This is a genomic window from Haoranjiania flava (genome assembly GCF_025631005.1).
GTDB lineage: Bacteria > Bacteroidota > Bacteroidia > Chitinophagales > Chitinophagaceae > Haoranjiania > Haoranjiania flava.
On sequence record NZ_JAOTPL010000001.1, the window covers coordinates 215,553 to 240,763 of the forward strand.

General features: G+C 39.9%; 18 protein-coding genes. 9 read left to right on the forward strand and 9 right to left on the reverse strand.

Translation table 11 applies throughout. The features are described 5' to 3' along the window. Positions 1–11: 11 nt before the first annotated feature. The 5 genes from OD355_RS00980 to OD355_RS01000 all read right to left on the reverse strand — a co-directional run bounded on the left by OD355_RS00980 (position 12) and on the right by OD355_RS01000 (position 6,538). Positions 12–2,522 carry a DNA gyrase/topoisomerase IV subunit A gene (locus tag OD355_RS00980; RefSeq protein ID WP_263036570.1) on the reverse strand — a complete coding sequence of 837 codons (2,511 nt, stop codon included), beginning with the start codon at positions 2,520–2,522 and terminating at the stop codon, positions 12–14. Continuing rightward, positions 2,523–3,434, reverse strand: coding sequence for a DUF1835 domain-containing protein (locus OD355_RS00985; protein WP_263036571.1), 912 nt, complete (start codon positions 3,432–3,434; stop codon positions 2,523–2,525). 43 nt (positions 3,435–3,477) lie between these two features. Then, positions 3,478–3,996 carry an ORF6N domain-containing protein gene (locus tag OD355_RS00990; protein ID WP_263036572.1) on the reverse strand — a complete coding sequence of 173 codons (519 nt, stop codon included), beginning with the start codon at positions 3,994–3,996 and terminating at the stop codon, positions 3,478–3,480. A 35-nt stretch (positions 3,997–4,031) separates the two neighbouring features. After that, positions 4,032–5,906 carry a DNA topoisomerase IV subunit B gene (locus OD355_RS00995; RefSeq protein WP_263036573.1) on the reverse strand — a complete coding sequence of 625 codons (1,875 nt, stop codon included), beginning with the start codon at positions 5,904–5,906 and terminating at the stop codon, positions 4,032–4,034. Positions 5,907–6,019: 113 nt separating this feature from the next. Beyond that, a complete protein-coding gene (locus OD355_RS01000; protein WP_263036574.1) occupies positions 6,020–6,538 on the reverse strand; it encodes a hypothetical protein in 519 nt (172 codons plus the stop codon). Positions 6,539–6,624: 86 nt separating this feature from the next. On the opposite strand from OD355_RS01000, the gene OD355_RS01005 reads away from it, so the two are divergent. After that, entirely contained in the window at positions 6,625–7,029 is a 405-nt protein-coding gene (locus tag OD355_RS01005) for an RrF2 family transcriptional regulator (RefSeq protein WP_263036575.1), read from the forward strand. A 3-nt stretch (positions 7,030–7,032) separates the two neighbouring features. On the opposite strand, the gene OD355_RS01010 is transcribed toward OD355_RS01005, so the two are convergent. After that, positions 7,033–8,184: an esterase-like activity of phytase family protein gene (locus OD355_RS01010; RefSeq protein WP_263036576.1), complete on the reverse strand. Its 1,152-nt coding sequence runs from the start codon at positions 8,182–8,184 to the stop codon at positions 7,033–7,035. A gap of 78 nt (positions 8,185–8,262) precedes the next feature. Continuing rightward, entirely contained in the window at positions 8,263–11,121 is a 2,859-nt protein-coding gene (gene gcvP / locus OD355_RS01015) for an aminomethyl-transferring glycine dehydrogenase (RefSeq protein ID WP_263036577.1), read from the reverse strand. Between the two features lie 173 nt (positions 11,122–11,294). Between gcvP and OD355_RS01020 the strand changes: the two genes are divergently transcribed. Further along, positions 11,295–11,966, forward strand: a complete 672-nt coding sequence (locus OD355_RS01020; protein WP_263036578.1) for a hypothetical protein — start codon at positions 11,295–11,297, stop codon at positions 11,964–11,966. A 2-nt stretch (positions 11,967–11,968) separates the two neighbouring features. Here OD355_RS01020 and serA read toward each other — a convergent pair whose 3' ends face one another. Next, entirely contained in the window at positions 11,969–13,189 is a 1,221-nt protein-coding gene (gene serA / locus OD355_RS01025; protein WP_263036579.1) for a phosphoglycerate dehydrogenase, read from the reverse strand. A gap of 538 nt (positions 13,190–13,727) precedes the next feature. Here serA and OD355_RS01030 point away from each other — a divergent pair. The 7 genes from OD355_RS01030 (at position 13,728) to OD355_RS01060 (ending at position 23,855) form a co-directional block, all read left to right on the forward strand. Then, positions 13,728–14,957 (forward strand): 6-bladed beta-propeller, encoded by a 1,230-nt coding sequence (locus tag OD355_RS01030; RefSeq protein ID WP_263036580.1) that lies wholly within the window; start codon positions 13,728–13,730, stop codon positions 14,955–14,957. Between the two features lie 25 nt (positions 14,958–14,982). Continuing rightward, positions 14,983–16,188 carry a 6-bladed beta-propeller gene (locus OD355_RS01035; RefSeq protein ID WP_263036581.1) on the forward strand — a complete coding sequence of 402 codons (1,206 nt, stop codon included), beginning with the start codon at positions 14,983–14,985 and terminating at the stop codon, positions 16,186–16,188. A 73-nt stretch (positions 16,189–16,261) separates the two neighbouring features. Further along, positions 16,262–16,702 (forward strand): hypothetical protein, encoded by a 441-nt coding sequence (locus OD355_RS01040; RefSeq protein ID WP_263036582.1) that lies wholly within the window; start codon positions 16,262–16,264, stop codon positions 16,700–16,702. 89 nt (positions 16,703–16,791) lie between these two features. Further along, positions 16,792–18,021, forward strand: a complete 1,230-nt coding sequence (locus OD355_RS01045) for a 6-bladed beta-propeller (RefSeq protein WP_263036583.1) — start codon at positions 16,792–16,794, stop codon at positions 18,019–18,021. 68 nt (positions 18,022–18,089) lie between these two features. Then, complete coding sequence (locus tag OD355_RS01050; protein ID WP_263036584.1) at positions 18,090–18,554, forward strand: hypothetical protein; 465 nt, start codon at positions 18,090–18,092, stop codon at positions 18,552–18,554. 92 nt (positions 18,555–18,646) lie between these two features. After that, positions 18,647–21,472, forward strand: coding sequence for an outer membrane beta-barrel protein (locus OD355_RS01055; protein WP_263036585.1), 2,826 nt, complete (start codon positions 18,647–18,649; stop codon positions 21,470–21,472). Positions 21,473–21,668: 196 nt separating this feature from the next. Beyond that, a complete protein-coding gene (locus OD355_RS01060; RefSeq protein WP_263036586.1) occupies positions 21,669–23,855 on the forward strand; it encodes a hypothetical protein in 2,187 nt (728 codons plus the stop codon). A 5-nt stretch (positions 23,856–23,860) separates the two neighbouring features. On the opposite strand, the gene tilS is transcribed toward OD355_RS01060, so the two are convergent. After that, positions 23,861–25,207, reverse strand: a complete 1,347-nt coding sequence (gene tilS, locus OD355_RS01065) for a tRNA lysidine(34) synthetase TilS (RefSeq protein WP_263036587.1) — start codon at positions 25,205–25,207, stop codon at positions 23,861–23,863. Between the last annotated feature and the right edge of the window lie 4 nt (positions 25,208–25,211).

Here is a 25,211-nt window from a genome sequence, read left to right on the forward strand (position 1 = left end):
GTATTTTTTAATTAGTCGAATAAAGATGGTTGTTCATCTTTTGATTTTTCCAGCCATTCCATTTCAATGGATTTGCTGTAAGCCATAAGCTTGGTGCCTATTGCCTTCCAGCCCATTACTTCTACAAGGTTAGCTATTTTAAATTTCACGCTGCGCACGCTTGAACCCCTGCCTGTTTGCACATGCAGCACAGGCTCTTCATCTGTAGTTACAGTTTCCAGGTAGTTGCCTTCACCATCTTTAATGAATGTAAATTTATTTTTCAATGTGGTGGTTTCAATCCTGAACCGTTTTACATTGAACTGCTGTTTATCATTGTCGAGGTAGACAGCAGTAATAATTTTTTCAGGATCAAATTTTTCTATGAGCAGGATTTTATCACTGTCAAAGCGTTGCATGATCTCGGTATCCGTAAGCTCGTAACTGCCGTCATTGTATATGACCAGTATATGCTCATCTTCAAAACTGCCGAGGTACTGCCCTTTCTCTTCGGCATTTAACCTGCCGAATTTGTCGTCGAACCAAAGTTTTCTGCCTTCAAGCGTTGATTTTCCTTTCTCTTTAAGTTTTACAGAACGCACCGGGTATTTGGTTACCTGGTTGCCGTTGCTGCCCCTGCCCTTGATGTCGAGCTCTGAAAAATCATAATCCAATTCTTTGATCCTTGCATTGCAGTTGGGGCTAAGCAGTATCTTTACCACCTCAGCCTCGCCGTTAGGGTTTGCCGTAAAATAATGTACCTTACTCTTGTCTGTTCCCTTGGTAAGGTCATATTCCTTGTCGCGGGTAATGCCTGTTACATTGAAACGTTTGGCATAGGTTACGCCGGACTTGCCATCAACATACATCATGTTGTAGGTAGTGCGTTCATCATTTTTCTGAAAAACATTGGCGTACAAAATATCTTTGCCGATGAAAGCTTTATCAGACACGCGCACTATTTTCATAATGCCCGATTTGGTGAAGACAATAATATCATCCAGGTCAGAACATTCACACAAGAATTCATCCTTCTTAAGGCTGGTACCTATGAAGCCCTCACTTCGATTGACATACAGCTTGGTATTGGCAATAACCACGTTCTTCGCCTGAATGGTATCAAACGCACGGATCTCTGTTTTGCGTTCCCTGCCCTTTGAAAATTTCTTAATAAGATTTTCAAAATAAGCTATGGCATAATCGGTGAGATGGTTGAGGTGATGTGTTACCTGTGCAATTTCTTCTTCAATATTTTTTATCTGGTCAATAAGCTCATTGATATCTAAACGGTAAATTCTTCTTACCGGTTTCTCGGTAAGTTTAAGTATATCTTCACGAAAAATTTCTCTTTTCAATTTTTTCTTGAATGGCGTGAAAGCCTTATCAATGGCTGCAATTACATCATCCCAGGTTTTATGTTTCTGCTCAAGTTCTTTATATATTTTCTCCTCGAAAAATATTTTTTCCAAAGAAGTATAATGCCACTTCTCTTCTAATTCACCCAGGCGGATCTGTAGTTCTTTTTGCAGCAGCGATTTGGTATTTTCGGTTGAAACGCCCAACAACTCGCGCACACCGAGAAATTCGGGTTTATCGTTTACTATCACACAGCCATTGGGTGAAATACTGATCTCGCAATCTGTAAATGCGTAAAGCGCATCAATAGTGATATCGGGCGATATGCCGGGTGCCAGATCAATGTGTATGGCTACTTCCGCAGCGGTCTCGTCCGTAACTTTCTTTATTTTGATCTTACCATTATCATTTGCTTTGATGATGCTTTCCACCAGAGAGGAAACCGTAACACCGTAAGGTACACTCCTGATGATAAGGGATTTTTTATCTACTTCCTCGATGATGGCGCGCGCTTTTACTCTGCCGCCGCGTTTTCCATCATTATAATTACTTACATCAATATAGCCCCCGGTTTGAAAATCAGGATATAGTTCAAACTTTTTACCCTTAAGGTATTTAATAGAAGCCTCGCATAATTCTGTAAAATTATGCGGCAGTATTTTTGTTGAGAGCCCAACAGCAATGCCTTCGGCACCCTGTGCCAGCACCAGCGGGAACTTCATCGGCAATGTTATTGGCTCATTTTTTCTGCCATCATAACTTATCTGCCATTCGGTGGTTTTATTGTTAAACGCTATTTCCAACGACAGTTTGGAGAGGCGTGCTTCTATATACCTCGGCGCGGCTGCATCATCTCCTGTGCGCACATCGCCCCAGTTTCCCTGTGTTTCTATCAGCAGGTTTTTCTGTCCCATGTTTACCAATGCATCTCCGATACTCTGATCGCCGTGAGGATGATATTGCATGGTTTGCCCGATGATGTTGGCTACTTTATTGAAACGGCCATCGTCCATTTCCTTCATAGCGTGGAGGATCCTTCGCTGTACCGGCTTCAATCCGTCTTCGATAGCCGGCACAGCGCGCTCTAATATTACATATGATGCATAATCTAAAAACCAGGTTTTATATTGTCCACTGATACCGGTATTTAATTCCAGGTCTACTTCTTTCTTAACTTCTTTACTCATCTACTGATCCTTGTTTTGTTGTTCTTCTTCCACTATTCCGAAAAGCTCACCACTGTTGATCTTCAGAACTATATCTTTTTGTTTTTGCCAGTCGCCGGACATCAGCAGGGTATCATTCATCAGCAGATGTTTTATACGCCACATCCAGAAGGCGGCTGGTTTTTGTATTTTTAATTTAGATGATACATTAGCCAGCAACCTTGGCAGCCTGCAGGACTCTTTGCCCAGTACTTTTAATATCTGCTGATCGTAATAGTTGCCTGGTTGAGATACTATTTTCTTTCCTCCCTCCAATGTCCTTACAAAAGCGTCTTCGACACATAACTTTTTCCATTCTTCTGTATCAAGTTCAAACTCAGCTACAGATACTTCGCGGGTAAGCTTTCTTGCTTTTACAAATTCCCTCGGCAGGATCTCCGCGAGGCGTGCCGGATAGAAAATACCGCCTTTCTCGTTAATGAACGGAAGATTATTGAGATACAGCACATGTACTCTTCCGTATAATGCAGCAAGTTGTGAAATAAGCCAGTAATAGCCGCAAACATCCTGCTCATTCTGCCCCATCCATATCCAGAGATGCAGGTCTGGCTTTTGCTGCATATCTTTCAACAGATTGTGTATGCTCAGTTTGTCTTCCGTCATCGCATCGTTCTCTTCCTCTGTAACCGGAATAGCTTCGTCTATATTTTTCCAGAAATTTCTGCGTTTCTGCCAGCCTTCGGCCTCAAATATATCTGCTATATTTCCTACCGAATAATCTTCTTTTAACACAATTACATTGCCTTTGGCACAATCATCCAGCTCAAAACTTTTTTCCAATGCTTCAGCCGCTTCCTGCTGAAACACCAGGTGAACAATATCTCCTTCCCACAGGAAGCCATTTACGGCGGCAGCGCCTGATTTTTTACCCATAATTTTTATAAATAAACGTGCTATAATCTTTTTTAATCATGGCCTACTCTTCCTCTTTCTTAAAGCCTATTCTTTGCCTTTTGGCAGGTTTAACCTCATTTTGTTTTTCCTGTATCAAATAATTCAGCGCTTCATAAATATCTTTAAACTGCTTATCATACCTGGCTTCCAGGCCTTTAATTTTATCAACCAGTTCTTTATGCGTCAACGTATAGTTGCGCAATTCAATAAATGCGCGCATGATAAGTATATTCATTTGGATGGCTTTCCTGCTTCTGAGCACGCTTGAAAGCATTGCTACGCCATGTTCGGTAAATGCAAAAGGCAGGGCTGGAGAAAACTTAACAGTAGCTGAGAGGCTATCACAATTTGTGATAAGCTCTTTCCACTCTTCTCTCCTTAATTCAAACATAAAGTCTTCCGGGAAGCGGTCCATGTTGCGCTTGACCGCCTGCTTCAGTGTACGTGTTTCCACATCAAACAACATTGCAAGATCAAAATCAAGCATTACCCGCTGTTCGCGCAGGGTGAATATTTTATGATGAATCACCGAAAGCTCCATATTGTAAAAATAAATATTTATTTGTACTTTAGTTTTTACGCAACAGCTTCCTCCACCGCATCAACTTCTATCTTCAGGTTGCCGATAATAAACTCCTGGCGTTGTGGCGTATTTTTTCCCATGTAATAGTCCAGCAGCGCATTGATGTGTTCTCCCTGCTCGATCAGCACAGGCACAGCGCGGATATCGTCGCCGATAAATGCAGCAAACTCTTCGGGAGATATCTCTCCCAGACCTTTAAAGCGCGTGATCTCCGGCTTGCCGCCCAGTTTCCTGATCGCTTTTTGCTTCTCGCTTTCGTCGTAGCAATAAATTGTCTCCTGCTTATTCCTTACCCTGAACAAAGGCGTTTCCAAAACATATACATGCTTTTGTTTTACCAGGTCAGGAAAGAATTGCAAAAAGAAAGTCATGATCAGCAAACGGATATGCATGCCATCTACGTCTGCATCCGTTGCAATAACAATGTTTTTATAACGCAGCCCTTCCAGGCCGTCTTCTATATTTAACGCATGCTGCAGCAGGTTGAACTCTTCATTTTCATACACCACTTTTTTAGTGAGGCCGAAGCTGTTCAGCGGTTTACCGCGTAAGCTAAACACAGCCTGGGTTTCAACGTTCCTGCTTTTGGTAATGCTGCCGCTGGCGCTGTCGCCCTCGGTAATAAAAATGGTAGTTTTATTTTGCAGCTCTACATATTCTTCTTTGTTTTTGCCTGTAGGTTCATCGTTGTAGTGAACACGGCAGTCGCGTAACTTTTTATTGTGCAGGTTGGCTTTTTTGGCCCTTTCATTGGCCAGTTTTTTAATGCCTGAAAGCTCCTTTCTTTCCCGCTCGCTCTGCTCAATTCTTTTCTTTAAAATATCTGCAACCGCGGGGTTTTTATGCAGGTAGTTATCCAGTTCTTTCGACAGGAAATCAAGCACAAAGTTCCTGATGGTAGGCCCTTTTTCAAACATATGCTGTGAGCCCAGCTTTGTTTTTGTCTGGCTCTCAAACACAGGCTCCTGCACGCGTACAGCCAAAGCTGCCACAATACTCTGGCGCACGTCGGCCGAGTCATAATCTTTCTTGAAGAAGTCTCTTACCGTTTTTACAAACGCTTCCCTGAACGCCTGCTGGTGCGTACCGCCCTGCGTGGTGTACTGGCCGTTTACAAAGGAATACAGGTCTTCACCATAGTCATTACCGTGAGATATGGCCACTTCTATATCTTCGCCTTTGAGGTGTATTACAGGATACCGGAGTTCTTCTTCATTGGCCTTGCGCTTCAAGAGATCGAGCAACCCATTTTTGCTGTAGTACTTTTTCCCGTTGTAAATGATGGACAAGCCGGCATTGAGGTAGCAATAATTCCACAACAGGTCGTCCAGGAAATCAAGCTTGAAATGGAAATTTTTAAAGATCGTATCGTCGGGTACGAAGACGATCAGGGTGCCGTTAGGTTCTGAAGATCTTTCTTCTTTCGATGCAGTTGTAAGCTCTCCTTTTGAAAACTCTGCCCATACCGTTTTACCGTCTCTGAAACTCTGCACTTTGAAATAATTGCTCAGCGCATTTACCGCTTTTGTACCCACACCATTTAAACCGATAGATTTCTGAAACGCTTTACTGTCGTACTTTCCACCTGTATTCATCTTACTTACAACATCTACAACCTTGCCTAAAGGAATGCCTCTGCCGTAATCGCGTACAGTAACCGTATTGTCTTTGATAGTGACTTCTATCCTGGCGCCGTGACCCATCATGTGTTCGTCAAGGCTGTTATCCATCACCTCTTTTACCAGCACATAGATGCCATCGTCGGGAGAATTTCCGTCGCCAAGCTTGCCAATGTACATGCCCGGACGCAGGCGTATATGTTCTTTCCAGTCGAGGGTGCGTATATTTTCTTCTCTGTAATCAGACATTATTTAAATAGAATAAAACTAATTTTTTTAGTAATAAAATGCACGCAAATATAAATAAAAATGCCTTTATATTTTATAACAAAGGCACCTGTGTTAATAAAACATACTAAAGATTAAAGTCCCAGGCGGAAGCCTGCCTTAAAGCCTATCCAGGAATTTGCCCCGGCGGGGTCTGTTTTTTTCCTGCCGAAAAACTCATAGTCCAGGGAGAGGTCAAATGTGGTAAGCTTAGCCCCCACGCCTACACTGCCTGTAAAGCGCGTACCATCGGTAAGTTTATTCTTTACTGAAGCAGTACCAAAATCTGCATGTGCAAATAAAATATTCATCGGCAATAAACCCTGCCTTATACCAAGCCTTACCGGTACGTAATGCAGGTCGCCGGGCTGCTGTGCCAGGTTGGCCTTATCGAAAAAGTAAGTGTAACCCAATGTGCCCGTAGCATATGTTTTATTAATGATCTTAATGCCGGCGCCTATTTCTCCGCCAACGCCACCGGCGTATTGCGTACTCAAAGCCTTACCCGAAGGCTGGGCATAGACTACATGCCCGAAGCCAAAGAAGAGCTTCTGTGCTTGTGCCTGGGTGTATACTAAAAACAAAAAGAACAGGAGCGATAATATTTTTTGCATAACATAGTGTTTTTATAAGCAAGTGATTTCTAAGCTAAGCTACAAAATATTTTTGTTTTAGTCTTATATGATGGTAATTTTGAATCATGCTTTCAAAAAAGACACAATATGCATTTAAAGCATTGGTATACCTGGCACAGCAGCAAAACAACCATCCGGTGTTGATATCGGAAATAGCCACAAGAAAAAATATCCCGCTGAAGTTCCTGGAAAATATTTTGCTGGAACTCAAGAACAATGGCATTCTTGCAAGCAAGAAGGGAAAAGGCGGCGGCTATTACCTCAATAAAAGCGCACACGAAATATACCTCTCAAACATACTGCGTCTTGTAGACGGGCCCATAGCATTACTCCCCTGCGTAAGCCTGAACTTCTATAAGAAATGTGAGAACTGCGATGAAGGTAATTGCAAACTACGCGATGTGCTCATTGAAGTGCGCGATGCTACATTAGCTATCTTAGAAAATAAAACAGTGGCAGATATCACTTAGAAATTATTGCATTAGCTGATCCAGGTCTATTTCAAACAACAACAATTGCGTTTTTTGCAATCCTAAAAAATTATTATCAGATACTAAGATTAAAGAACGGCGGCCATTTGGCAATGCTGGGCCCAATGTGATGCCTTCTATATTATCTATTCTTTTTCCGATAACATTTAGGTTGAGCAACAACTTTTTCTTGATAGGATTTTTCCCCTGTTCTTTGAGATAGTCAATATCCTGACTGTTAGCTGCATCGCTCAGTTCAGCTAAATATAATTTTATGGTATTATTTAAATAGCCCATAGAAAAAGAGCGTTCAATCACGATAAGTTTGGTAGGACTTATCGCCAAAATCTCTGAGATGCCGTTTACCGAAAATGCAGAACGCGGTTTAGGTTTTTTGGCTACTTTATCGAGCGGATAAGCATACTGTGCTATCGGCTTCCTTTGCGCATAATCGTATTGCACAATCCTGCACCAGCCTCCGTTTGTGGGCGTAGCCCTTGGGCCATCGTTGTACAAAGGCTCTTCCGTGCTTACAAACAGGGTTTTAAAATTATCGGCGAATGACAAACCTTCGAAAACACCATTGCGGCGAGGCCCGGTTTCTTTCTCCGACATGATGAATTGTTTTGGCACAGGCAATGTCTCTATTTCTTTACCAGACTTATCTGCAATAGTTACCGATGGATTGTACAGGATAGAATTACCTGCCGGATCAACAATTCTCTCGCCTTCACTGCTCCATACAATGCTGCGCTCATCCGGGTTGTAGCGGATACTTTCGGGATCGGGCACATTCATTGCTTTTATTCCGGCATTGGGGTACAGATCACCGTTTTTCATTCTTAAAGAGTCTACTCCAAGAATTTTAAAGTTGGCGATTTTGCTTTGCGTTACATCAAAACTGAAAGTATAAAAACGTGCAGGATTAATATTACTTCTGTCGTCTGAGATCACATAATACACACCCTGCTGCTGATCATAATCAATGCCCGAAAGCCCGCCGACTTTAGTATCCTGAAAAGTGGTTTTGTTCGGGATCACATATTCATCCAGGAAACGGATAGCCGATCGTTGAGCTGCGGGTCTATTCCTTAAAGTGCTACAGGAAGCAAATAGGAGCAATAAGGAGATATATAAAAATTGTTTCGCTTGCATGTTTTCCAATTAAAAAAGAAGCTGTAGCGTGCTTGCAGGATACAGTGCACACATACGGCTTCTTATATACTAAATATGCTATGCCCATTCTTCAGTAGGTGCACAGGTACATACCAGGTTCCTGTCGCCATAAGTATTGTTGATGCGCGATACGGCCGGCCAGAATTTATTTTCCCAAACATAAGGCAGGGGAAAGGCTGCCATCTCGCGTGAGTATGGTTGTTTCCACTCATCTACACAAATTACTTTCTGGGTATGCGGTGCATTTTTCAATACATTGTTTGTGCGGTCATACACATTTTCTTCGATGGTTTTTATTTCCCGGAATATGCTTTCCATAGCATCGCAGAACCGGTCAAGCTCAGCTTTGTCTTCACTTTCGGTTGGCTCAATCATGATGGTACCCGGTACAGGGAAACTCATGGTAGGTGCGTGGAAGCCATAGTCCATCAGCCTTTTGGCAATATCCTCTGCTTCTACGCCCGCAGATTGCTTAAACGGGCGCAGGTCTACAATAAACTCATGCGCACAGTTGCCGTTCCTGCCTGCATACAACACGGGGTAGTTCTTTTCAATCTTCGCTTTCATATAGTTAGCGTTGAGTATAGCGTAGGCTGTAGATTTTTTCAATCCTTCAATGCCCAGCAGCTTAATATATGCATAGCTGATCAGCAGTATGGATGCAGAGCCGTAAGCGGCTGCACTTACTGCATGCGCCTTATTCAAACTGAAATGTCCCGGAAGATGTGGCGCCAGGTGTGCTTTTACGCAAATGGGCCCAACGCCCGGGCCTCCGCCGCCATGTGGAATAGCGAAAGTCTTATGCAGGTTCAGGTGGCAAACATCAGCGCCTATAAAGCCGGGAGAAGTATAGCCTACCTGTGCATTCATATTGGCGCCGTCCATATAAACCTGTCCGCCGTTGTCATGCACTATCCTGCAGATCTCCATAATCTTTTCCTCGAAAATACCGTAGGTGGAAGGATAGGTCACCATCAGGGCCGAAAGGTTTTCTTTGTTTGCTTCGGCCTTCTCACGCAGGTCTTCTACGTCTATCAGGCCTTTTTCATCACTTTTTACTATCACTATCTTCATGCCCGCCATAGCTGCAGATGCAGGGTTGGTGCCGTGTGCAGATACGGGTATCAGTACTACATTACGGTGTTCCTGGTTATTGGCTATATGAAAATTCCTGATGGTCATCAGGCCTGCAAACTCGCCCTGCGCGCCACTGTTGGGCTGCAAGCTGCATGCATCAAAACCCGTGATCACAGAAAGGTATTCGCCCAGTTCTTTGATGATCTTGGCATAGCCCCTCGCCTGCTCTTCCGGCACAAAAGGATGAATGGAAGCAAACTCAGGCCAGCTTAGGGGGATCATTTCAGTAGCTGCATTCAGCTTCATGGTACAACTGCCGAGAGAGATCATACTGGTATTTAAAGCGAGGTCCCTCTTTTCCAGTTTTTTAATGTAGCGCATCATCTGTGTTTCACTGTGGTGTGAATTAAAAACTTCCTGCGTCAGGAATGCTGAAGTTCTTGTTAAGGATTCGGGGATATGATGCAAACTATACTCCTCACTGTCAAACCCAATGGTAGCTTCATCCTGGCCTTTGGCCTCTGCGAATACATATAAAATGTCCAGCGCATCCTGCTGGGTTGTGGTTTCATCTATAGAGATTTGTACAAAACCGTCGTCTGTATACAGGAAATTGATGTTGTTCTTTTCCGCGACCGGCAGTATTACCGCTTTATCAGCTTTTATTCTTATTGTATCAAAGAAAAATTCACTGCCGCTTTCATAGCCAAGCGCTTTCACTTCCTGCAGCACAGTCTGCGCAATCAATGCAATTCGTGCTGCAATATTTTTCAGGCCTTCAGACCCGTGGTATACCGCATACATCGCAGCCATGTTTGCCAGCAACGCCTGCGCAGTGCATATATTTGAAGTGGCTCTTTCTCTTTTAATGTGTTGCTCCCGTGTTTGCAAAGCCATGCGCAAAGCCCTGTTGTTATTGGCGTCTACGCTCACGCCTATGATCCTCCCGGGTATGTCTCTTTTAAAATCATCTCGGGTAGCAAAGAAGCCTGCATGCGGGCCGCCGTAACCCATCGGCACCCCAAGACGCTGGGCAGAGCCTACTGCAACATCTGCACCCAGCTCGCCGGGCGAAGTGAGTAAAGTTAATGCCAAAAGATCTGTAGCCATGATCACGTATGCACCTGATGCATGTACCTTTTCTATAAATGCACGGTAATCTTCCACGGAACCTTTACTGTCTGGATACTGCAACAGTGCCGCAAAGTAGGTGTCATCAATGGTTGCAGCAGCATGATCGCCGTAAACCAGCTCTATACCAAAAGGCTGGCTGCGTGTATTGATCACGTCTTTGGTCTGACGAAAAACATTTTCATCAATAAAGAACTTTGGCTTGCCGGTATGTTTAGGGTTACACTTGTTAAACAGCATGCTCATTGCCTCGGCTGCAGCTGTAGCTTCATCCAACAACGAAGCGTTTGCAAGCGGCAAGCCAGTGAGGTCCGCCACCACCGTCTGATAATTCAATAAACTTTCCAGCCTTCCCTGTGAAATCTCCGCCTGGTAAGGCGTGTAAGATGTATACCAACCGGGGTTTTCAAATACGTTCCTTAAAATCACCGCAGGGGTTATGGTATTGTAGTATCCCTGCCCGATATAGGTTTTATACACCTGGTTCATAGTGGCAGTTTTCCAGATATCCAGCAGGTATTCCTGCTCGCTGATAGAATCCGGCAACCTGAGTTCCTGGTTTAACCTGATCTGGGTAGGAATGGTATTATCAATCAATTCATCAATTGATGCTGCGCCAACGATCTCCAGCATCTGCTTTGTTTCCGCTTCATTTGGCCCGATATGTCTTTTTTGAAATTCTTTAGATTGTGAGAGAAATAAATTCATTTTGAATAAGATTATTATAAATAGGCTGTAAATATACTTTAATTAGAAAATATTTAAAAATTGAAAACTACCCATCCTCCTCACACAACAAAATTGTGCAGGTAAAAATAATTATTTGCAACATTGATGCATTTAATTATTTTTGTAGCAATTAAAAATCAAAATATAGTACTATGAACAAATTAAGCTTATTCATGGCAACAATTGTATTACTGGCAGTATCGTGCAGTAAAAACGATGAGCAACCCGGTCATCCGTTTAAAAAAAATTATATCTCTGGCGCCATCAACGGCAATAAATCTCCTGAAAGGAAGTCGCCGTTTATTGTAGTTTTCAAAGACGCTGTGAAGGCTTCATTTGTGCAGACTACCAAAGATTTTCCGGCTACTTATGCCATTGTGGATGATACCCTGATCGTGAAAACAGATGACAGGGAGAAAATAATAAAGTTCCTGGTAAAAAATCAAACCATAACATTTGCCTCCTATGTAGCGCTGGCCAATGAAGCCAAACCCAATGCGGATTTTACCGTTCATGCTTATCTCGGTAAAGTACCCGGGAAAAATGTGTTTGCCGGCAAAAGTTTTCAAGGCGATCTGTATAAATTTGGTTCAAAAGCTGTGTTTCGGCCGGGCTGCCAGGTAGCATTCAACACGGCAGGAAACAGCTTTGGAGAAAGTGGTGCGGAAAACACGCCAGATGAAAATCAATACAATGCTACCCTATACAACAACGTAGCGTTCCGTTACCAGAAAGGCTCTGTCAGGATCATGGGCGCAATGGTAAAAGATTCGCTGGTGTACTTCAGGGAAAGCGGGCTTTATTATTGGGGTACTTTCCGGTAATACTAATACAGCAGCCTGACCTTAATGGTCTCTTTTACATGCTTTAAGAGATCGAGGGCCTTGTTGGATATCTTTTTATCAATATCCAGCACTACATACCCGATGGTTTCATTGGTCTTTAAATATTGACCTACGATATTAATATCGTGCTTTGATAGTTCAGTGTTGATGGCACTTAACACGCCGGGCATATTTTTATGAATGTGCAATATTCTGTGGGAGTTGGGATGCAATGGCAGGCTTAAAGCCGGTATGGTAATACAGCCGTAAGTTACACCCGATTCTAAAAAGTTAAGCAATTTGCTGCTGACGTCTACACCAATATTGGCCTGTGCTTCTTCGGTGCTGCCGCCTATGTGTGGCGAAAGGAACACGTTTGGCAGCCCCTGCAAAGGCGATGAAAAAGTATCCCCGCTTTTTTCCGGTTCTTCCGGGAAAACGTCCACGGCAGCGCCGCCAACATGGCCTTTCTTTATGGCGTCTGCCAGGGCATCGAGGTCTACAACAGAGCCGCGTGCATAGTTGATCAATATGGCGCCGGGTTTAAAATATTTCAGGTTGCTGCGGTTGATCATGTGTTCGGTATCTTTCTTTTCGGGCACATGCAGCGATACGATGTCTGCTTTTTGCAAAAGCTCTTTCAGCGACTTGCAGGCATTGGCATTGCCTAAGGGCAGTTTGGTCTCAATGTCGTAATAGATCACATGCATGCCTACAGCTTCTGCAAGTACGCTTAACTGTGTGCCGATATTGCCGTAACCTACAATGCCCATAGTTTTCCCGCGCAGCTCATGGCTGTTTTTACTTTCTTTAAGCCATACACCCTCATGCGCCATTTTATTTTTATCTATCAGTCGCCTGATCAGCAGTATAGATGCGCCAATGACCAGTTCTGCCACGCTGCGTGTATTGCTGTAGGGTGCATTAAACACTGCAATCCCTTTTTTCTCAGCAGCCCGCAGATCTACCTGGTTGGTGCCGATACAAAAACACCCGATAGATTGCAGTTTCCTGGCTTCTTTCAATACTTTTTCCGTCAATTGAGTTTTTGAGCGTATGCCTATGATATGTACATTTTGTATGGCTTTCAACAATTCAGCTTCTCCCAAAGCGCCTGTATGCGTTACTACATTGTAACCGTTGTTTTTAAAAGTTTCTACTGCAGTATGACTAAGGTTTTCGAGGAATAAAATATTGATCTTTTCTTTTGGATAACTGGTCATGAAATCTGTGTTAAAAATTTAGGCAAATGTAAGGATTTAAGTTTTTACTTAAGAAGGTTAAGGCTGATGCCCGCATTTGACACAGGCTGTATTAACCAGATAAATAAACCAAACAGGTAAAATTGCAAAGATAATAGCTGAAATAGCAAAGATCCTATTTGTTTTTCCTCTTTAAAAGAAAGAATTTTGTTAATAGCAAACATTCGTTTTAAGTATTTGATAGAATAAACTATTTTAAACTTAAATTTTTTAAATAATACTTATTATGAATCACGCACTTTACGCATCATCTGCTGTTATAATTAAAATGCTATAATGTTCAAAAGATTTTTACCTACTTTATTATTTCTTATAGCCTGTTGTTATATTAACGGGCAAGTTGGAATTAAAGAGATAAGAATAGATCCCAAAGCCGCTCACGGCGGCAACATTTCCGAATATTTCGATTCAATAGAATATATTCCTTTAGAAACGAATAAAGAGAGCCAACCCAAAACACGAAATCAAATCCCGTCATTGTAAAATTGAATTTAAAAGAATGAAGATCATTATCTTTTATTTACTACTGTTGATACCTAGTGCATTTTATGCACAGGAGATACAAAAAATACGCATAGATCCTTCATTAGCTTATGGCGGAAGGGTTTCTGATTATTTTGAAACAGTAGAATTTATTCCATTAGAAACCACGAAGGAGAGTTTGTTTGGAGACAGAGACCAAATGATTGTCACGGACAGTAGTTTCGTAATAAGCGATTTTGACACTAAATCAATATTGTTTTTTACATTGAAAGGAAAATTCTTAGGAAAAAAAAGCTTTCCTAAAAATAAATATCTAAACATACAGGAAGATATACTTTCAAAAAAAATTATTTTACGTATTTACGACCCCGAAGCGTATAAGGCAGAGGCTGAACACTACTCCTTTACAGGCAGGCTTCTCGCTAAAACAAGCATCAAAATGAAAGATTTTCTGGGCACTACTGCATGGGTTCCTTTAGGAAATGATTATTATGCCGTTGGCAGAAACTGTTATATTGAACCAGGCAAAAAACCCCGAGATAGCGCTTTCAACTTAATAGAAATTTATCATCGCGATGTTTTATACAACTCTTTTTTACCTGTTAATCAGTTGAAAAAGATGGGACTGTGTAGGATAAATGGCTTTATAGATATCAGCAAAAGAACGCAACAAGGGTCTGTGTTTGCTGCCACTCCTTTAGAACACGTAATTTATAAGATCAATAAAGATAGTGCCACTCCTATATACAAAATGCTGTTTCCTGCGGATAGAGCGGTTTCAGATAGTATATTATATAGTGTAAATCTGAAGAGAATTGACAGCACAATAAAAAAACTTCAAGATGACCCAAATCTGATAACAAATTTAAGTAATATATTCTTTCATAATAACCTGTTATTCTTCAGAATAAATGCTAATGTATATTTCTCCACTACAAGTTCGGAGAGCGCTGCCCAATATAATTTCTTCTATGATACAGCAAGCAGAAAACTCTCCTCACTCGAAAGAATAAAACCAGACGAGCTAAGTTATTTTTTACCGCTTTCGGACTTTACCACTTCAATGAAAGGGTTCGAATATGACGGTGATTTTGTTTATTCAACCGTTTCGGCGCTGAACATGTTTGCCCAGAGAAAAGCAACAAAAGAAAGAGTATCAAAATTATCTAGCGGACTTGAAAAATTTTTCAATATGGAAAACCGTAAATCTAATTTGATAATTGTAAAAATGAAATTAAAAGAATGAAACTTTCATCTTTTATTTACTACTGTTGACACCTTCTGCTTTCTATGCTCAAGAAGTACAAAAAATTCGTATAGACCCTGCCCAAGCCTTTGGAGGAACAGTGTCAGAATATTTTGATAGCATAGAATACATATTATTGGAAACTACCAAGGAGAGCTTATTTGGCGATATTAATCAAATGGTAATTACTGATAGAAATATTGTAATATATGATATAGATACTAGAACCGTTCTATTCTTTACGATCCATGGAAAATACATTCGTAAAGTTAGTGTAAAAAATGCTGAGTATTTATTTTTATCATATAATAAAGATGGTAATATCAACATTTCTATGGCACTTAAAAACGATAAGGGAAGTAACCTTGTAGAGCATATATATTCAACTAAAGGCTTAAAAATAGAGCAAACAAATTCTTTTAGTTCCAAAGATGGTCTTGTTGAAATAGATAATGATCATTTTTTAGGTTTTAGTAGTTGTAGATTCTCTAAAAGCCAAAACCCCAAAGATAGTACATATTATCTCCTTAATATTTATAAAGGAGACAATATATATAAATCATTTCTACCATACAACCAAAAACGTCAGGCTGGTTTTTGCCGTATTGGAGGGGTAATGAATATGAACCCGAGAAGTTTAAGAATTTTTGATAAGAGTGTTTATATATCAACACCTTATGAGCATCTTGTTTATAAGGTAACTAAGGACACGGCCATAAAAATGTTCCAATTTATTTTTCCTGCTAAAAGAAGTATTTCGAGTGATATATTAAATTCTGATAATCTTCAATTAATAGATAGTGTTGAACAACAAGTAAGTCGTAACGATATTGGAATTATCAATAATGTTATTAATATTGGGTATCATGAAAACAAGCTACTCTTTAAGATAGTGCCTCAAAAATACATTCAAACTCTTGGCTCAACATCTACAAGGCAGTATAATTTTATGTATGACCCAGTATCAACAAAATTGGTTTCCATGGAAAGGCTCACCCCTGATACACAAAATTTTTTTCTGCCAATTATAGGTAACGGAACTATGGTAACATTTGATGGGCTATATTTTTACAAAGGGGTCTTCTATACCCCAATATCATCACTGTCTATGTTTGAAGCTTACGAACAAAATAAATTCCGCAATCCACAATACCCTATATCATTGCAGGAATATTTTAAAACTCAAAATAGTAAGAGTAATCCCGTAATTGTAAAAATGAAATTGAAATAGCAACTCTAATACTCTATTTGAAATTAAGTAGTAATTTGTACAAAAACCAAATAAATTAATAAATACAAGGTATATGAAAAAGTTGTTAACCGTATTTTTCGCTATGTTTTTTATTCAATTATTTGGGCAAAATGTTGTAATAAACTCCAATGGAACGCACTCTACAATTGTTGGCAACGGCAACACAAAGACAATTGTAAATCCAGATGGAACACATTCTACGTTAGTTAATAATATCAATACAAATAAAATAATAAAACAGCCCTTTCAAATAATATCTGCACGCACCATTTCAGTAAACAAAGATTTAAAAATAACGAAGTTCGAAGGGAATGTAACTATTGAAGGTGAAAATTTTTATTTTAAGAATGCGGATAGCATCATTTACCACAGCCAGACTTCTGAGTTTTTGATATACAAGTGTGCGGATTTTGATGCCAGTGGAAGAATCTCAGTAAAAGGCAGCGGGGCATCCAAATTAATAAGATATACCCGCCAAAACGAAGCTCTATAAAGTGTTGGGCACTTGTAATAATTCATTAATCTTGGCATTCCTTAAACCATAAGCCCAATCTCTGTCATCGTAAAAATGAAATTAAAAGAATGAAACTTATCATTTTTTATTTACTACTGTTAACACCTTCTGCTTTCTATGCTCAGGACGTACAAAAAATTTATATAGATCCATCAAAAGCTTACGGCGGCAATGTTTCTGATTACTTTGATAGTGTGGAATATATTCATTTGGAAACAACTAAAGAGAGCACTGTCGGAGATATTTATCAAATGATTGTAACGGATAGTAGCTATGTAATAGCTGACTTAGACACTAAATCCATTTTTTTCTTTTCACTTGATGGAAAATTTATAAAACGAATACCAGATCAATACTCTATTTTTTATGACCAATCTAACAATCAAATTGTCACCTTGAAGTTTTCCGGTGACAAGACAAAGCTTTATTTATCCTATTCATATCTTTCCGGCAAAAAAAAGCAGCATGATGCTATAGTTGACATAAAAAATGCTGACTTGCCGATGATCAGATTCTTCATGACACCACTCGAAAATGATTATTTTTTAAGCTTGAACCAGCATATTTTCAACGATAAAAAAATTTCACCTTCAGACACTTGTTTTTATCTTTCTGTTTACAAAAACGATTCTTTATATAAGCAACTTGTTCCGGTACCAAAAAACATATTGAGAGCAACGCAAAAAATATCAGGTTATGTTCCTCTGCCACGTGTCGTCGAAAAAGGTACTTTTTATTTTTCAACTCCTTTTGATTTTAATCTCTACAAACTAAACAAAGACACAGCTGTCAGGCTATACCAGTTAGTTTTTCCTAGTAACAGGTCGCTGCCGAAAAACATTATTGAATCAGTTAATGATAAACTACTCGATAGCGTAAAAAACAAGATATACACAAGTCGAACAATGATTATGAATATAGAAAATATATTTTTTTCCGGATCTAAATTATTTTTTAAGCTAAGAATTCCATCTTCCGTGCTCGCATACAATACATCTGTTAATGAATATCAATACAATTTTGCATATGATACTATATCAAAAAAACTGGTATCTGTTGACAGGTTAACGCCGGATAATATTTCCGCATTTCTACCTATAATGGGAGAAACTTCTAAAACGAGAGGTATGGTTCCTTTTAAAAATCATCTCTACAGCTATTTGTCTTCTTTGGTTTTATTTACCGCCAAAGAAGCCACCAAATCTAAAAACCCACAATACCCGCTAGTATTGCAGCAGTACTTTAAAACCCAAAACAGGAAATCAAATCCTGTCATTGTAAAAATGAAACTGAAATAGCAACTGTAGTGTTGTATCTAATAATAAAATTAAATGGCAGTAACCACGAAATGCAATAAACATAATATATGAAAAAGCTCTTGATGATATTTTCAACTATGTTTTTCTTCCAAGTATTTGGGCAAAAGGTTGTAATAAACTCCAATGGAACGCACTCTACAATTGTTGGCAACGGCAACACAAAGACAATTGTAAATCCAGATGGAACACATTCTACGTTAGTTAATAATATCAATACAAATAAAATAATAAAACAGCCCTTTCAAATAATATCTGCAGGCACCATTTCAGTAAACAAAGATTTAAAAATAACGAAGTTCGAAGGGAATGTAACTATTGAAGGTGCAAATTTTTATTTTAAGAATGCGGATAGCATCATTTACCACAGCCAGACTTCTGAGTTTTTGATATACAACTGTGCGGATTTTGATGCCAGTGGAAGAATCTCAGTAAAAGGCAGTGGCCCATCCAGCTTTATCCGGTACATCATTACTCGTGAGGCACTATCAAATAAGCCTGATGATAGCTGGTGAAAGGGGGAAATATTTTTTTATAGAATTTTCAAACCCAAAACAGGAAATCAAATCCCGTCATTGTAAAAATGAAACTGAAAGAATTATAAATAATGCAGTCCCGGATACTTTTTACCCTACTTTTTGCTCTGCTTGTTTCAGGCATTTACGCACAAAGCAATACAGGCGCCATAAAAGGCAGGGTAAAAGACTCCACCTATAAGCATGTTTTAAGCAGCGCTACCGTTGCTGTTTATAAAGCTAAGAACAGCGCCCTTTTACAGTTTCGTATCCCGGACAATTTCGGGGAATTTATCATTGATAAGCTTCCGCTCAACGACACGCTGCAGGTACAGATTACACATGTTGGCTACAAAACTTTTAAAAAGAAATTCATTATCCAGCCGGCAAATAATCCGCTTGACTTCGATTGGATCTACATGCACCAGCTGGAAGAAGATGAGAAAGACGTGGTGGTTACTACCTATGCACCTGTACGCATGAATGGCGACACGCTGGAGTTTAACCCGCGCGCGTTTAAGATGGATGAGAATGCTACGGCAGAAGACCTGATGCGCCGGCTGCCCGGCTTTGTGATCTGGAGTGATGGCGACATTACCTTTAACGGCAAAAAGATCTCAGCGCTGTTTGTAGACGGCAAACCTTTCCTCGGCGGCACGGATGTAACCGTGGCTACACAAAACCTGCCCAAAGATGCGCTGGATAAGGTACAGGTATACCAGCAAAGAGATGAAAAAAACCCGCTGGATTCTACGCTGATGGCCAACCTGAAACTGAAAGAAGATAAAAAGATGGGCTACTTCGGGAAAGCCGGTGGCGGGTACGGAACCAAAGAACGCTACGCCGCAGACGCGATGCTCACCGGCTTCAATAAGAAGCTGCAGGTAAGCGCCACTGCAGCCGCAAACAACATCAATAAGATAGCACGAAACGTAGATGAGCTGATCCGCTACAGCTCTTATAAAGGTGAAGGCACTAATATTGATTACCAGCCCGACTTCAACATGGCCGGGCTGAACAAGCCCGTCACCGGCGGCATAAAATTTCAGTACGACTTTATCCCAGATGTGGATTACTGGAAAAGCAACCGCTTAAATGCTGATTATTTCATCAGTCATAACGACCGCTTAACTGACCGGAACACCACAACCCGCACCTTGTTGAAACCAGACAGCATCCTCACCAGGCGGTCGCAAAGCAGGAATGCCAACACGTATACCAACCAGAATTTTAATAGCGTATATAAGAAGAGGGATAAAAACTATGATTTGGGCATCAGCGCAAGAGGCAGCATCCGGTATAATGAATCATCAGGAAGCAGCACAGATGAGCAGGAACGCACCGGAGAAGGTATTGTGAGTAACGGGCAATCGCAAGTTCAGAATAAGAGCCTGGCAAGGTCGGGCATTTTTGCCGCTGAATTCACGAAAGGGCAGGATTATTTTTATACAGGAAGGGAACGCCAGCGCATTCCCACCAACTTTACGATCCGTTATTCCCTCAGCATTTCGGATGAGGAAGGCAGCGGGCACAACAGATCGCTTTACACTTTCTACAAAAATCCAGGTGCCAACAAAGAGTTTGACCGGGTATATGAGCGGATCAGCAGCCGGGATCAAACGCATCATATTTCTGCCTCGTATCCTTTTTTAAAAGAATTGATTTTTGGGAGAAAACGGCTGGGAGACATCAATATACGTTTAGGAGGTAATTTTATTTTTAATAACAATGATCACATCAACGATGTTTTAGATTTAGATACGGCATCAAGGCAATATAAGCAAAACAGCTATCTTACCAATAAGCGGCATGGAGGTTTTAGGGATTTATCACCGGAACTTACTTTTTCAAAGCTTTATACTAAGTCGCTGACCAACCGTTATCACAAAACCTTCAGTGCATCGCTTAGCGCAAGAAAGCAATATTATACGAAATTTCATGAGGCTTCACAGGCAGCGCAGAATTTCAGGTATTACTATGATGAATTTGTACCGCAGGCCTCTATACAGTACACCAACCATCAGTACGGCAGCTATGAAGCAAGGTATAGCCTTGATTTTCAAACCAATATCAATTATCCAACACTTAACCAGATAGCCCCATTGGTTGACAGCAGCAATCTTTACTATATCCCTAAAGGAAACACGGATATACGGCCGGAGCATAATAGAAAGCTTTTATTGCGCTACACCATCGAAAGCCGTAAGTCCAAAAACCCCGCAGGCTTTGAAGTTAATACTGATTATAACCAGGTAAAAGATAAAATATCTGACAGCTCTTTTTATGACGATGCCGGCAGAAGGTTAGTATATAATATAAACGTAACAGGCTTCGAGAACTGGCACCTGGGCTCGAGCTTTAGAAAAGCATACAGCCCTAACAAAAACAACACGTTTGAGTTAACCGCTTGGTATAATATTTACCGGTATATTTCACCCCAGTACATCAACAAGCTGCTGAATGTTTCAAAAACATTTAATCATCAGATTGATTTGCAGCTTGGCTATACTTTTAAAGATATTGTAGCGCTGAAAGCGCAACAGCTAATTTCTTTTTACAATTCCGTTCAGAATGAGGGAGCTGAAAAGTTTAAAAGCAATAACGAATTCACAAGATTAGCGGGTACATTGCAGTTTCCCAAAAACCTTACGTGGAGCACCAACATCACCTACAACAGAAGTGTATCTAACAATCAGCCGGCGGTAGAATACACCATCTGGAATGCCAGCCTTACGTATCGTTTTCTTCAAGGCAACCGCGGTGAGGTAAAGCTTGCCGCTTTAGACCTGCTGCGCCAGAACAAAAGTGTTATCAATAGAATTGACGGCAACGTGCAGGTATTTGGCTATGAAAACGTGCTGCAGCAATATTTTATGCTGAGCCTGGCGTATTATCCGAGGAAGTTTGGAAAGAAATAATTTATAAAAAGTCTGCCGGTTAATTAAATATTTCCATAACTGATGCACAACACAATTTTTTTAAATAAATTCTATGAAACGATCATGAAGAATTTTATACACAAGGAATATAATTAAACGTTCTCCCGATCGCGAAAAGATCGCACTTGAACAAAAATCATCCTCAGCGTCTAAAAATAAACTTTTACGAATGAAAATGAATAATATTTTAAATAGATTTAAAATCTTTACATGCTTTATACTTTTGCTTGTGTCTGCTATTGCTCGCTCTCAAAATGCAAAGTATAATAATCCTGAATATAATCAGGTAGTTAACACGTTCAAACAGGCAAATGAAAATCGCAAAGAATTAGAAAGGGTTTTAACTCATTATAATCAGAATCCCAAAGACTCTCTGAAATTGAGGGCAGCCTATTTCCTGATAAAGAACATGTACTGGGGATACACTGCGACAAGAACTATTAAAACTAATAAAGCCGCAGCAGAAAGAATTGTGCGTTTGACCGATTCATTGTATTACATTCTCGTTAAGGGAAAAAATGAAGAAGACCCTAAAGAGCTTGCTTCTGATGCTGTTGTCAAGGGTATTGGCCAAATTAAAAAAGTTGTGCAGCAAGAGAAGAAAAAACTAAATTTTGAACCTGCTCCTCAAATCATTGAAGAAAAACCCGATGCTGAAGTTATCACTGCTGCTTTTTTAATAGAGCAAATTGATAATGCTTTTTACCAGAAAGAAAACAGTCCGCTGGTGAAAAAGATGAGCTTTGAAGATTTCTGTGAATATACCCTTCCTTACAGATTTATTCCTGGATTTCCTATGCTTAAATCAGGAAAGTTCTTGTTCGGCTTTTTCTCAAAATACATCGGGAAAGTAGAAGACAACCCCGTAAGTATCAGAGATTGTATAAGGAGATACAATGCTACTGTAAGAAATTTCAAGACAATTATCGGTGGCTTTCATTACAGCGAATACGGCTTTGAAGAGATGTTTTTCTTTAACAGCTGGAGTAATTGGGATTGTTTTGACCAGTCAAACTTTGCGGCTGTTATTTTGAATGCTTGCGGCATTCCAGTTGCGGTTGAGAATAATGTGGCTTATAAAAAGTTTTTGAATCATCACGCGAATATATATTTTCATCCGAATGTTCAACTAACATCATTTAGCCCTGAAAATGAATATCCACAAATATCACAGTTCCCAGTGTTCAAAGAAGACGTATTAAATTTTTACAGGTATCATTTTTCTGTTCAGCCCCAAACGCCCTTTTTTCTTAAAAGCAAAAATGAGTATGTGCCGGATGAATTATTGAGCCCCATCATTGAAGATATAAGTAAGAGAACTTTAAAAATTACCTCTATAAAATTAAATTTCTCCCAACAGACAAAAAACAACCTGGCTTATTTAGCTACGTTTAATAGTCAAAATAAATTTGTGGCTACTACTTGGGGGATAATCAACCATAATGAAGAATCAGTTGTTTTCGAAAATGCAGTACTTAATACTATGTATTTCCCTATATACTTTGAAGACACAAACATACAACTTTTTGGTAATCCCTTTTATTTAGCAGAAGATAGTACCAAAGAGGAATCAACGACTAAAATAATTGAGTTGGTTAAAAATAAATTTGTGTTGTTAGATACAACTTATTTACTTCGCAAATTTCCTATTAAGGATAGATCGATAGAAGTTTCTAATAGCCTCATAGGAACAACTATATTAGGGGGCAATGATTCAACTTTTTCGAAGGTTGATACATTGTACATTTTAAATTATGCCCCTCCACCTTATTTTCAGGATATTCACTTAAACGGAAATAAAGCATACAAATATTTTAAGATACAGACCCCCCAGAAAAATCTTAACATGTATTTTGCGGAGGTAGAATATCTTACAGATAAAAAACATCAATACGAAAACACATCATCCCCAACCCCGCTCCCTGTTTTTAATTACGATGAATTAAACAATCATAGGCCTGATAGTTTACTAAAAATCTGGGATGAAAATATAATTGAAACACTTCCTCAATATGATGGCAATGTTGAAACGTGTCCTAAAAATGTCAATGCCATAACTCTATCACTTGCTGAACCGAGAAGAGTAGAAGTAATTAGATTCGCACCTCAAAACGAAAATAATGGGATTATTAAATTCAATGAGTATGTTCTTTTTGAGTGGGAAGAAAATGATTGGATAGAAATCGGACGACAAAATCCCGAATATGAATTTCTTCTTTTCAAAAATTTAAAGACTAACAAACTTTATTGGTTAAAGAACTTGTCTGCAGGAACAGAAGAAATGCCGTTTATTATTAATGACAAAAGAGAGCAAGTGTTTATTTATAGCCATGAATTTAAAGAGTATTTAAAAACTCTTTAACCGATCTATTTTGTACAGAGAATATACGAAATTTTTAAAATCGTACGGGTAGAAGACAGCACCTTCACCCGCTCGTCAATTCTCATGCCCACTATCCATACAATTTTCTTATCCGATTCAATAACATAAATATTTTCTTTGCAGGTAAGCGAAAGTTTATTATCTATAAAAAATCTGGAGAGCTTCTTTTTTTTCTTCATTCCCAACGGATAAAAGTAATCGCCGGGTTTCCATTTTCTCAAGATCAAAGGGAACTTGATGCGGGAGGCGTCAAGCAAGGCTATATTTTTATCAGTCAGAATCCTGTTGTCATTGGCATAATAGGAGAACTTTAATTTACCGCCTGCAAATTTTATTTCAGTATCGTGCTCTTCTACCAATATTATGCCCGCGTTCTGCGTATTCAGCTCGCTTATTACCAGGTGATTCCTGTTCCTGAATATCCTGTGCGATGCTGATGACAGGTAGCTGCCGTTATCGGCCGTAAACAATTTCGCTACTTCTGCAACTTGCCCGGAAGTAAAATGATAGTTCCTGATCACCTCCCACAAGAGCGTAGTATTTGCGGGTGTTTTTTGCCATTTCAATATGGGGAGAAACAATTCTTTGCCACGCACTTCCACCAGCTTTTTTTTGTGCCGCTCAACTGCCTGGGTATACAGTAAATTTATGTCACTGAAGCGTGAAATATTTTGCAGCAGGTTATTTTCCACATTGGGAAAATGTTTTTGGATTGCCGGCAGAATGGTTAACCGGAAAGCATTACGTGTATAATCATCGGAAATATTGGTGATATCTTCTCTCCACGCGAGGCCCTGCTGCTGTGCATAGTTTGTAATTTCTTTTCTCCCCGCAAAAAGCAGCGGCCTTATTATGCGGTTATTTTTTACAGGGATTCCTGTAAGCCCGGCGATGCCTGTGCCACGAAAGAAATTGATCAGCAGGGTTTCAATGTTGTCATTGGCATGATGTGCTGTGGCCAACAATGCAAGGCTGCCATTCGCTTTCATCAACGATGCAAACCAGTCATAGCGCAGGTTGCGCGCGGTTTCTTCAATGCCTGTTTTACGTTCCCTGGCAACTGCATTGGTATCGAATGTGGCAGTATACAGATATTTTTTGTAGCGCGCAGCAAGCTCTGATACAAATACTGCGTCCTTATCGCTGTCTTCTGCACGCAGCTGAAAGTTGCAATGTGCCATTTCAAAATCAATATCAGAACGAAACAACAGATCGGCAAGCGCTACACTGTCTACACCCCCGCTTATTGCCAGCAGGATCTTTTTTTCTTTTGGCAATAAGGAAGCAAATTGCTCCTTCCAGCTTTGCTGAAACTTTTGAAGTAACGACATATGT